The 13,669-nt window shown below is 37.2% G+C and carries 3 protein-coding genes; all 3 read left to right on the forward strand.

What is annotated here, in order from left to right; translation table 11 throughout:
* The coding region (locus tag PVV70_RS07165; protein WP_273758583.1) for an autotransporter outer membrane beta-barrel domain-containing protein at positions 1 to 2,481 on the forward strand (2,481 nt) is incomplete at its 5' end.
* Between the two features lie 769 nt (positions 2,482 to 3,250).
* Positions 3,251 to 8,533, forward strand: a complete 5,283-nt coding sequence (locus PVV70_RS07170; RefSeq protein WP_273758584.1) for an autotransporter outer membrane beta-barrel domain-containing protein — start codon at positions 3,251 to 3,253, stop codon at positions 8,531 to 8,533.
* A gap of 2,133 nt (positions 8,534 to 10,666) precedes the next feature.
* Complete coding sequence (locus PVV70_RS07175) at positions 10,667 to 13,144, forward strand: autotransporter outer membrane beta-barrel domain-containing protein (RefSeq protein ID WP_273758585.1); 2,478 nt, start codon at positions 10,667 to 10,669, stop codon at positions 13,142 to 13,144.
* Positions 13,145 to 13,669 lie beyond the last annotated feature (525 nt).

The following is a 13,669-nucleotide window of genomic DNA, read 5'->3' on the forward strand; positions in this document are numbered from 1 at the left end:
ACGATAACAGTATCCGAAGGATCATTCGATGGAAAAACCAATGGAGTATATGCTAAACAAGGAAGTTCCATTACTTTAGACGAAAAAACAACCGTCACATCATCTGAAGGCAATGGACTTCATGCAGCAGGTTCAGAAGCCAAAATCATAAAGACGGGTGGAACTGTCAGTGGAAAACAAAATGCATTATTTGCAGAAAAAGGCGGACAGATCGATGTTACAGATGTTACTCTAACAACAGATGGTATAGGAACCGGCGCACTTGCATATGGCGAGAAGAGCAAAATTGAATTAAACGGGAACACAACCATTAAAAGTTTTGATCTTGGTCTTGGTGCTGCTGGTGGCGCCTCAATTATCATGAAGAATGGTACTAAAAATGAAATAGACGCAAAAAAAATTGCACTATTCGCAGTAGGCACGGGAAAGATTGACCTAGAAAACACTTTTGCAAAAGCAGGAAGCATAGGTCTGCAACTGATGGCTTTATCGAAAACCAATACAGATGAATTAGATGATCTACAAACATATGGAAATAATGAAATCAATCTAACCAATACAGAGATTCATGTTGACAATGGCACTGGAATTCTCGTTGGAGCTCTTGCTAAAAAGAGTATTGGAGATATTCCTACTCTATCAATCGGTACAGTTAATCTTCATAATTCAGAAATCCATGCCGATATTTTATTAAATGACGGTGTTTTTTGGGACAAAATTTCTTGGCCGGATAAAAATGTGTGGAATGATAAAAACGTAAAGGAGATAGCCAACGGCAGCTTCACCTTAAATGCAGATCACTCTATTTTAGAAGGCAGAACAAATATTGCACAAGAGAGAAACGTAAGCTTCAACCTAAGAAACGGGACACAATGGTTCTTAAAAAACAGCACACAAGAAAAAGATGCTGAGGGCAATTTGCTTGATATTACTCAAAGGTCACGTTCTGATATTTCTGTTCTCGACCTCAATGACAGCTCTCTCATTTTTCAAGAACCAACAGAAGATCATTACCACACATTGCATATAGGCTCTGGAAAACCAGATACCAAAGCCGTCTATAATGCAACGGGTGATGCACAGATTTCTTTCAATACTTGGTGGAGTGATGGTAAGCCAATTACAGAGCAAAAAACCGATCAGCTTTTGATTAATGGAAATGTTTCAGGAAATACAAATGTTCTTGTTAATTTAAAAGGAAACACCACTCACAAAAAAACTTCTGATGTTGAGAAAAATGTACGGGGACTTTCTCTTATCCAAGTTTCTGGAACAGCCGAAGAAGGCTCCTTCAAATTAGCCCATGGCTATACCACAATAAATGGTTCGCCTGATAAATATATGCTCCGTGCCTATGGACCAAACTCAAGCCAAGGCAAAGCTGATATAAAACAAAATCTGTTTGATGAAAAGGATGAAAATTTCTGGGATTTTCGTCTACAACCTGAGTTTCTCAATTCTAACACAGAGTCTGGCTCTAATCCAGGTTCCGGCTCTAACCCTGAAGCAAATGTGCATGCGCCTGTAGCACAAATGGCAAGCTATTTGGTCATGCCAAATGCTCTCTTCTATAGTGGATTGACGGATATGGCGCAACAAAATGCATTGTTAGCCAATCTCAGAACATCTGTCTTGGCAAAAGGACAAGAAAAACAGAGCAGCTTCTTTTTACACACCTATGGAAGCACTGGAACCTTATCCTCTGAAAGTGCGCCCCGTCAATATGGTTATAGCGGTGCTGATCTTCGCTATGCTGCTCTACAAGGGGGTGTTAACTTCGCAACGCTGGAAGGACACAATACCACAACACATTTGGGTCTTTTAGGCACCTATGGACAACTCTCTTTCACCGCAAAAGACATGCAAGATGCTGGAAAAAACACCATTGATAAATGGTCACTCACAGCCTACGGAACCATACAGCACGACAATGGCTTTTATCTTGATACGTTATTATCCTATGGCATCCTAAAGGGAAAAATCAGCAATGCCCTCATTGGAACAACCGCAAAATTGAAAAATGCCAAAATGTTGACGATCTCCACAACTGTTGGCAAACAATTTGCAACGGGGGTAGAAGGCTTAACCTTCGAGCCACAAGCACAAGTTGCTTATCAACACTTAATGTTTAACACCATTGAAGATGCTGATAACCTTACCATTGACATGAAAAATCCTTCTCAATGGTTGATCCGTGTTGGTGGACGTTTGACAAAAACTATTTCCACTGAGAATAATCATCCTATGTCTTTCTATGGAAAAGTAAACCTGATCAAAACCTTTGGGGATGATCAAGCGCTCCATATTGATAAGGATTATAAACTTGATCCTATGGGACCTGCAATTGAAGGCGGTGTTGGCATCAATGCACAATTGTCTCACAATTTCTCCCTTCATGGTGATGTGAGTTATCAACAAAAACTGCAAAAAACAGGTATAAGTGGAGCAAGTTTTTCAGGCGGAATACGCTATCAGTTTTGAGGCAAAACTTTAACAACAGATGTATTGTTATTCTGTATACTTCAGCAAACCAAAAAGGCAGCACAATATGCTGCCTTTTTGGTTTATCAATCCTGATTACTCTATACTATCCCCTACCCTTTTTATCGAGGAAAAGTGTAAGTCATTTTTATCTAGAATATATCAAAGTCCCAAAATAATAAAAGCAGGAACTGTTTAACAAAAGCACAATTTTATTGACTAAAATACCATTCATTTCAAAGCTTCAACATGAAACTCTTTATGAACAACGTTTTGAAACTTAAAATATGTCTGTTTTACCACCTTCAATAAGATAAGTTTTTATTGGAAACTTTCTTCTCTCAGAAAACTCAAAAAAAATTTCTATTCATACAATATTCAAAAAAATAAAAAGCACAAAAAAATGTAAACAATAGAGTATTAAAGAAACTTTTTGTATCAATTAAAAATATCTGCGAATAATTATCATAAAATGACTCAAGATTTATAAATAATTCTCCGTACTTCTCCGACATTATTTTTATTAATTTATCAAGATATAACAAATAATCCCACTACAAACAGCAAATGAACAAACTGATTTAATAAAAATAAACTATATATAATATTAATTTTTATGAAAATTATTTAAATTCTTTGACAAAAAAATAAAAATAATTTACGGGAGAAGGGGTAATGTAACATCACGAGGAACAACAACTCATTTTCTATTCTTCTTATGAAGTTTGGTGGGGAAATGAATTATTGGGGACTTCAAAGGAGAATACGGATGTATAAAAAATCCCTTTTATCATATACAGCAACAGTTGCGATCATACTCTCTAGCATGCATTTCAATGCACATGCTGAAATTCTTAAGGCTTCAGGAGCAGAGCAGGAAATCACTGGGAAACCCAGTGCAACCTATGAAATTATTCACGCAGAAAAAGGTGGAAAAATTACCGGTGAAAATTTAACAGTAACTGGAAATAAAGACACCAACAAAGATGCGAACAAAGGCACCAGCGAAGGGAAAAACACACCTCCTCTTGGATCATCTTCTTTAGAATCACCCGCAGCTGTAACAGCTGAAGGCAAGGGTAGTATAATCACATTAACGGGGGATAAAACAACCATCAAAGGAACTGATTCTGCCATTATCATAGGTGTTGAAGCAAAAGACGGTGGCACGATCTCCATGACTGGAGGCTCCATTAATGCTTCTGATTTTGGTGCGGTATTCTTGAACAGTAACAGCGACAAAAACAAGCTGAACGGTGTAACAATATCAAGCAGTGATGATAAAACACTACTGGGATTCGGAGTGGGAGCAGAAAACAGTACAATCACTTTAAAAGATGTAATCATAAAACAAACAGAGAATGCTTTAAGTGCAAAAGGTGGCTCTACAATAACAATCACTGGAGGCTCATTTGCTTCAAAAGAGGCAACAATAGCTGCCTTGCAAAACAGTGAAATCACTATAGAGGGAGCTCAAATTACATCATCTGATAACTCTGGGCTCATGGCACAAAATAGTGGTTCGATCTCTATGAATGGAGGCTCTATTAAAGCTTCACAAGCTGGCGCTTACTTCACGAACAGTAATAGCGACAAAAACAAACTAAAAGACGTAGAAATATCAAGTAATGAAGGCGGAACAGCAATACTTTTTGGAGTAAAAGCAGAAAATGAAAGTAAAGTTTATTTAGAAGGTGTAAGATTCTCTCATGCAGACAGTGGTATATCTGCAGATAATAATTCTGAAATAACAATCTCTAAAGGAGAGTTTGACGCTAAGAGGGTAACAATACACGCTGAAAATGGCAGCACAATCACTTTAAAAGACAATACTAAAGTTACATCATCTAATAACGTTGGGCTCGCAGCAGAACAAAAATCCACAATCAAAATGACCGGAGGGGAAGTAACTGGAAAAGTAGCGGCCATTGTGGCAAAGAACGGCGGGCACACTACGATCGAAAATGTTACTCTAACAATAGATGGCGCTGCCCCCGTTGGAAATAGTGATTTGATTACAAGTGGTTTTGGTGTATTTTCTGAAGGTAAAGACAGTCTAATTGAATTAACGGGTAATGATACAAAGATTAAAAATAGTATAATTGGACTTCAAGCAAAAGAAGATGGTGCAATCAGTATGAATGGAGGCTCTATTAATGCTTCACTCGTAGGTGCTCGATTCACAGAAAGTAAAAACGACAAAAACAAACTAAAGGATATAGAAATATCAAGCAATAAAGAGAATGAGCAACTCACCAATGGAATCAAAGCAGAAAAAGAAAGTACAGTTTCTCTAGAAAATGTAAATGTAAAACAAGCCGGAAACGCTATTGTTGCAGATAGTAATTCTAAAATAGAGATCACTGGAGGATCATTTGATGCAAAAGTGGCAGCTATAGTTTCTACAAACGGCAGTACAATCACTGTAAGTGATTCTACAATGACGTCATCTAAGGGTGATGGACTTTTTGCGAAAGATGGTGGCGCAATCAGCATGAAGGGGGGATCCATTAAAGCTTTCTATAATGGTGCAACCTTTAACGAAAGTAATAGGGCCGAAAACAAACTGGAAAATGTAACGATATCAAGTGGACAAGATGGACGCTTTATTGACAAAGGAATAAGTGCCGAAAAAAGCTCTGTGACTTTAAACAAAGTAACCATCACGAATTCAAACACAGCTATATTGGCAAATGATAACTCCACGATAACAGTATCCGAAGGATCATTCGATGGAAAAACCAATGGAGTATATGCTAAACAAGGCAGCTCCATAACTTTAGACGAAAAAACAACCGTCACATCATCTGAAGGCACTGGGCTTCATGCAGAAGGTTCAGAAGCCAAAATCACAAAGACGGGTGGAACTGTCAGTGGAAAACAAAATGCATTATTTGCAGAAAAAGGCGGACAGATCGATGTTACAGATGTTACTCTAACAACAACAGATGGCAAAGGAACTGGTGCTAAAGCCGATGGCGCTGACAGCGTGATTACATTAAAAGGCAAAACAACCATTGAAAAAGTTGCTAATGGGCTTGAAGTAGAAAATGGTGCTACAATCAAGATGACTGATAGTTCTATTACAGCCTCTCAAATTGGTGCTGTTCTCAATGATAGTAAGAATGATGAAAACAAACTGGAAAATGTAACGATATCAAGCGGAAAAGATAATCCCTTAATGGATAAGGGTATAGATGCCGAAAAAAGCTCTGTGACTTTAAACAAAGTAACCATCACGAATTCAAACACAGCTATATTGGCAAATGATAACTCCACGATAACAGTATCCGAAGGATCATTCGATGGAAAAACCAATGGAGTATATGCTAAACAAGGCAGTTCCATTACTTTAAACAACTCTACAGTCACATCATCTGAAGGCAATGGACTTCATGCAGAAGGTTCAGATTCAAAAATTATAATGGTAGGAGGAAGTGCAACAACGAAAAATGAACATTCTTCTGCATTGCTTGCAAAAAACAAAGGGACTATCGATGCCACGGATGTTACGCTCACAACAAATGGCATAGGAACCGGCGCACTTGCGCTTGGTGAGAGCACAATTCAATTGCATGGCAATACAACGATTAACAATACTTTTAACGGTCTTGGAGCTGCTGATGGTGGTAAAATTACCGGTGAAAATTTAAATATCACCGGTGGAAAAGCTATCAATTCGGGGACAGACACAGAACGCTCTGGTCTAACGACAAAAGACGCTGGCAGTGAAATTAACTTAACTGGCAAAACAATCATTCAAAATGTTGATGAAGGTCTTTATGCAGATGGTGGAAGCAAAATCACCAGTGGAGATCTAACAATAATCGGTGGTGAGAGCGAAAAAATAACCAGTGCTGTAGGCTCCTACGAGTCTGTGAGCAAAATTGAATTAAATGGTAACACAATCATTAAAAATTTTGATCTTGGTCTTGGTGCCGCTGGTGATGCCTCAATTATCATGAAGAATGGCACTAAAAATGAAATAGACGTCAAAAAAATGGCACTATCCGCAGTAGGCACGGGAAAGATTGACCTAGAAAACACTTTTGCAAAAGCAGGAAGCATAGGTCTGCAACTGATGGCTTTATCGAAAACCAATACAGATAAATTAGATGATCTACAAACATATGGAAATAATGAAATCAATCTAACCAATACAGAGATTCATGTTGACAATGGCACTGGAATTCTCGTTGGAGCTATTGCTAAAAAGAGTATTGGAGATATTCCTACTCTATCAATCGGTACAGTTAATCTTCATAATTCAGAAATCCATGCCGATATTTTATTAAATGACGGTGTTTTTTGGGACAAAATTTCTTGGCAAGAGGAAAATATCTGGAATGATAAAAACGTAAAGGAGATAGCCAACGGCAGCTTCACCTTAAATGCAGATCACTCTATTTTAGAAGGCAGAACAAATATTGCACAAGAGAGAAACGTAAGCTTCAACCTAAGAAACGGGACACAATGGTTCTTAAAAAACAGCACACAAGAAAAAGATGCTGAGGGCAATTTGCTTGATATTACTCAAAGGTCACGTTCTGATATTTCTGTTCTCGACCTCAATGACAGCTCTCTCATTTTTCAAGAACCAACAGAAGATCATTACCACACATTGCATATAGGCTCTGGTAAAGCAGACACGCAAGAAGTCTACAATGCCTCTGGAAATGCAGAAATTCACTTCAATACTGCATGGAGTGATGGTGTTGCAAGTGCGGACCAAAAAACTGATCGCCTTCTCATTCACGGTGATGTTTCAGGCTTCACAACAGTTTATATTGACAGCGATTCAGGGGACAAAAATAGTGTAGTCAATGCTTCTGATCCCTCAAACACTGGTGGAATTTCGCTTATTCAAGTCTCTGGAAAAGCAGATGAAAATTCCTTCAAATTAGCTCATGGCTATATCACAAGAGGTGGTTCGCCTTACAAATATACGCTGACTGCTTATGGACCAGAGTCAAGCCATGGACAAGCAGATATTGCTCAAAGCCTCTTTGATGAAAAGAATGAGAACTTCTGGGATTTCCGCTTACACAGGGAAATTCTTGAAACTGGCTCTGGTTCTAATCCAAGTGTGATTTCCGTTGTACCACAAACAGCAAGCTATATAGTTATGCCAAATGCTCTCTTTCACGCTGGATTAACCGATATAGCTAAACAAGACCAGTTTTTAGCCACTATGAGAATGTCCATTATAGGACAAGAACAAGGGATAAAGAATGCATTCTTCTTATATACCTATGGTAACACAGCCACCTTATCTTCCAAGCGTGGTCCTCTAGAATACGGTTATGGCGCGAATATCCGTTATGCGGCTCTACAAGCCGGTGTTGTATTGGCAGCAATCGAAGGGCAAAACACCATAACACATCTGGGACTAGGGGGAACCTATGGACGTCTCTCTTTCACTCCAAAAGATATGCAAGATGCTGGGAAGAACACGCTGGATAAATGGGCACTGACAGCCTATGGAAGTATACAGCATAGCAGTGGGTTCTACATCGATGCACTCTTGTCCTATGGTATCCTAAAAGGAGAGATCACCAATGCCCTCATTGGGAAAACCGCAAAATTGAATGATGCTAAAATGTTGAGTATCTCCACCACTGTTGGCAAAGAATTTGCAACGGGGGTAGAAGGCTTAACCTTCGAGCCACAAGCACAAGTTGCTTATCAACATTTAATGTTTAACACCATTGAAGATGCTGATAACCTTACCATTGACATGAAAAATCCTTCTCAATGGTTGATCCGTGTTGGTGGACGTTTGACAAAAACTATTTCCACTGAGAATAATCATCCTATGTCTTTCTATGGAAAAGTAAACTTGATCAAAACTTTTGGTGATGATGGGAGCATTCATATTGGAAGAGATTTTGACCTTGATCCTATGGGACCTGCAATTGAAGGCGGTGTTGGCATCAATGCACAATTGTCCACGAACCTCTCCCTTCATGGTGATGTGAGTTATCAACAAAAGCTGCAGAAAACGGGTATATCGGGAGCAAGTTTTTCAGGTGGTATACGCTATCAGTTTTGAGGCAAAACTTTAACAACAGATGTATTGTTATTCTGTATACTTCAGCAAACCAAAAAGGCAGCACAATATGCTGCCTTTTTTTATTCTTGACACTCTTTCATTAAAAGATCTCGCGAATAACGTTGTTCTTTATTTCCTTAAAGTCATGTCCATCAAGATTTATTAATTTACAAGGTTGAATATTTTCTTTGAAGCATACCAGATTGAATGCATTCATCTCTCTTAAACAAAATGTCGCAAAGCGCTTCATCACCAAGTGAAAGCAAAACAAAACTCTCAGAAAAAACACCCTATTGATTGATATAATCTCGCTTGCTTCATAAAATCCCCTTCCCTTTTTCTCAAGAAAAAGTGTCAGATATTTTTATCTAGAATATGTCAAAAGCCCAAAATAATGCAAACCGCGAACTTTTAATAAAAGCGCAATTTCTCACACAAGTACAATTTTATGAATCATAAGCATCCTTCATTTCAAGGCTTTCAACATGAAACTCTTTATGAATTGCGTTTTGCCACTTAAAATAGGCTTTTCTGCCTCTTCACACGAATCCCGCGGTATATTCCTATTAGCGGATTTATCCATAAAGCTAAGAAAAGTGCATTTTTAGACAATGGATAGATAATAATAAAAAGCTCTTTCTTCGCTTTCTTGCTCTGTTGATACCCCCTCTATTCTTTCAATTAACGAGCTTATTACACCATCTATAAGGCTTCATTGATACTTCCCTATACCATTTTAGATAAATAATTTTGAGAAAGACCATCTCACTGAAAGAAAATAAATTTTTAAGCGCAAAGATGCTACTATCAATCTTACGATAATCCTGTGAAAGCAGGACTTATTTATTTTATTTTCCTTATTTTTAATAAACAACGCTATTTTTATAGTATTTCATTAAGTCGCAAGACTATTCAAAAATATAAAAGAGTAATATATTTAAGTAAATTTTCATATATATTTAATATAAAATAGATATTGTTATTTTTAATTACAAATAGGAAATAAGAAATATTTTTATCTAAAAATATTCTATCGTGCACAGCAGCTGTAAAAATTTTACGATTTTGCACCTATCATGCAGAAACTAAATCTCTTGAAATTTTTGGTGCCCAAAAACATACCCAACGGAACTCATGGGATACTTCACGCAAAAGATGATAAAAATACAAATTGCTGCCCCTAAAAATGCTTCTACGGCTGTAAAAACTGAAGGAACAAACAGCGTCGAATAACTGAATAGCATAATAATTATAAATATTAAATTCAATAATTTATAAAGATTCCTGACTATTTTTCCTGTTAAATGAGCATCCCAAATATCGTAAGAGACTCTCTCATTTAACCTCTGCCCCATGTTGCCTCAATCACCCCCGTCTCTTGCACCTTACAAGCAGATAAACCATGTAAAAAAAACATAAAAACATACCTTTTTATGAACCATTTTTAGTCCTTTCTTATACAAATTTATCCACACTCCACACATTCATCCTGCTTGTTATGTACAAATGAGTGGTTTTGATTGATACAAGATAAGCAAGTTTGAAATAAAGGAATCTTACGTTTTTCGGGACTCTCATTCAATATGAATAACGGTATATTATCATTATAAATCAATGCCTTGAAACAAGCATAAAGAGGATGGAGCTCACAAGCTTTATCGCTATACCATTCACGAGTGCCGTCGCAAAATGAGCTATGATGCCTTAGAAAATGAGCGTTGGAGCTTTAAAAAAGATCTCTTTGAAGAATCCCAATATCCCCCCCCTCATTTCTTTTTATAGTATATCTTCTCCTAAAGCAGAGAAAATTGACTGAGATTTTCTGAGAGTGCCTCAAACAACCCATCTCAACGCTATCAGCTTTTATAACGCTTATCCTGAAATGCCAATTTATATATCTTGGTTTTAGCATAAGCTTATCAAGCTAGATTTTTGGGATCCATTGTTTCATTGCATTTTATGATCATAAAAAAAACTTTTCTGAAACAAAACTTCAAATTATAGAGAACCGCACAATATAATTTGTTTTGTTATTTACAATAAAAACATAATGATATAAAAGCTGATCGGGTACTTGCGCCATCAGGGGAATGAAGTAAGCATCAAAGCATACCAAATACTAAAGGCATATCTATGTGTAAGAAATATATTTATAAGAAAAATCTTTTGTTATGTACAATTGCTGGAACTTTGATTTTTTCTCATTTCGGTTCAACTTATGCAAATACACAACCTCCTCAAATTATTGATGAGTTCAAGCTGGAAAACGGAGAGGAAAAGACTCTTAATAATGTTTTTATCCGCAATGGATTAAGCGCAGTGCACGCCTCTAAAAAAGCAATTGCTACAATTACGAATTCAACAATACATTCAGCTTCGTTTGCCTTTGCTGTATCACAAGGGGGACGTATTAATGCTAAAGAAGTTAAAGCCAATGCCTTGTACACTGGTCTATCAATTTCAAACGGTATCATTAACATTGAAGATTCATTTATAGAAACCAAAAGAAAATCCGGTATTATTTTTCATAGCATTTTAGATGTTTTTGTAAAAGATGGTGAAGAAGTCATCAATAAGGCAATTCTTACCAATACAAAACTTCTTGTGAGAGATGGTGTTGGTATTTTAGGACCTTCATCTTCAAAATCTGTTGCCGAAGTTCAACTGAGAAACTCGGAAATTCGTGCTGATGTATTATTACAAAATAATGTAAAAAAGAAAACAGATTCAGATCCTCATCCTGTGACTTTTGTCTTAACTGCCGATAATTCCATTATGGAAGGAAGAGCAAGAACCTTAGCAGTCAATACGACTATTTTTAATTTAAATAACAAGAGCAAATGGTATTTAAATGTAAGTCAATACGACATAAATAATGATTTTAGTACATTTAATTATACACTCCATGACATTGAGCAGCGAGCACTGTCTACCGTTTCAGTTCTGAACTTTAATAATAGCTCGATTGTGTTTAATGCGCCCCATACGCTGGCAAAGGGTCAATATCAAACCTTGAGTGTAGGACGAACCATTGAAGTTCCTCATTCACAAGAAAATAGGGATTCTGCTACAAAAACCGTTTACAATGCAACAGGCAATGCAAGGATTTATTTCAATACAGAATGGAGTGATGGTCTGACAAAAGAACAGCAAAAAACGGACCGCCTTCTTGTCCACGGAGATGTATCAGGCATCACAAAAATTCATTTCAATAGTCTTTCAAAAGGTGAACCATCACAGGCAGAGTCTTCTATTCCGGCGAATATGCGTGGTCTGTCACTCATTCAAGTATCTGGAAAGGCAGAAGAAAACGCCTTCAAACTGGAAAATGGCTACGTCACAATGAATGGTTTGCCTTATAAATATGTCTTAAATGCCTATGGGCCGACATCAAGTCTTGGAAAAGCAGAAAGCACGCAAAGCCATTTAGGAAAAGTATCCCAACAATCAAAAGAAAAGGGCTCAAAAACCGACACGACTCCTGTTGTATTAGGGGGAGTTGTTTTAGGAATTGAGAATAATATAAAAAGTGAATCAACATCAAATTCTGAACAAGCAGGCAGCGAACAAAACCATTTGAGAAAAAATCAGAATTTCTGGGATTTCCGCTTACAAAGTGCAACGCTCGATGATGAAGGAAAGATCAAGGCTCTTGTTCCTCAAGTGGCAAGCTATTTGGTTATGCCTAACGCTCTATTCTCATCTGGATTGGCTGATGTAAACAATCAAAACACTTTACTGAACACGATGCAAGAAACAAGCTTTGAGACAAAAGATCATAAAAACAAAGGAATCTTCTTCTCGACTTATGGCAATAAAATGACATTGTCCTCTCACCGTACGCCATTACAATATGGCTATGGTGCCGATATTCACTATGCTGCTTTACAAGCAGGCTTTACATTGGTCGCTTTAGAAGATCAAAACATGGCCACCAACTTTGGTCTTTTAGGGACATATGGGAAATTGGCTTTCACCCCAAAAGATATGGAGGGTACTGACAAGAGTACACTCAATAAATGGTCACTGACTGCATATAGTGGCCTGCATCATCATAATGGGACATATGTCCATGCACTCTTCTCCTATGGAATGCTCAAGGGAAATATCACCACAGCTCTCATAGGAAAGACGGCAGAATTGACGAACGCTGATACATTCAGTGCATCGGCAACCATTGGACAAAAATTTGAAACCAGTACGAAAGGGTTAACCTTTGAACCACAAGCGCAAGTTGTTTATCAACGTCTTATGCTTGGGACACTCTCAGATGTTGATGGCTTTGATGTGGATATGGGCAATCCTCATCAATGGTTGGTGCGTATTGGTGGACGCTTAATGCAAACAACAGTTCCAACTGAAAACGGCGGCATTCTTTCTTTCTATGGTAAATTGAATATTGTTAAAGCTTTTTCTAACAATGGCACCATACGGATTGGTGAATCGTTCCGCCTTGATACTATGGGAGCAGCCATTGAAGGTGGATTTGGTGTGAGTGCACAATTATCACAAAATATTGCCCTTCATGCTGATGTTCATTATCAACAGAAAATTCAAAAAACGGGTATATCTGGAACAAGCTTTTCAGGCGGAATACGTTATCAGTTTTAAGAAAAAACAAAAAACAACTTATAGTCTATTTATTCGTTTTAATAAAAGGCAGTACGAATGTACTGCCTTTTTACAATTGATCGGAAAGAACCTCCAATAACTGTTCTTTCTAGACACCTTTTTTTGAAAAGATTCATTTTATTCAAACGAAATACAACACTATCCTTTATCCCTCAATGACGGTTGAATTCTCAAAAGAGCGGTCTTTTTGATTTATAAATATCGAATGGACTTAATAAACAGTGTTGTATATCGATGGAAAATACACAATATTTTAGCTTTTTTTATATCCAAAAATTCACCGTGAATAATTCTATATGTAAGCAAGTTGACTAGAAAGCTTTTTATAAGCGGACAACAAATTTTCTCCAAAACTTTATAACGTTTTTAAACAGCTTTAAGCAATAAGCATTCTCCCAAAATATTTTGATTCTTAGCACTTTAAAACAAAAATACTTATCAAGCTCAGTTTTCTAAAATCCATCGTCGCTATGGATTGCGCTTTCTATTTTAAAAACGCTTCTA

The sequence above is a fragment of the Bartonella sp. AU55XJBT genome (assembly GCF_028618525.1).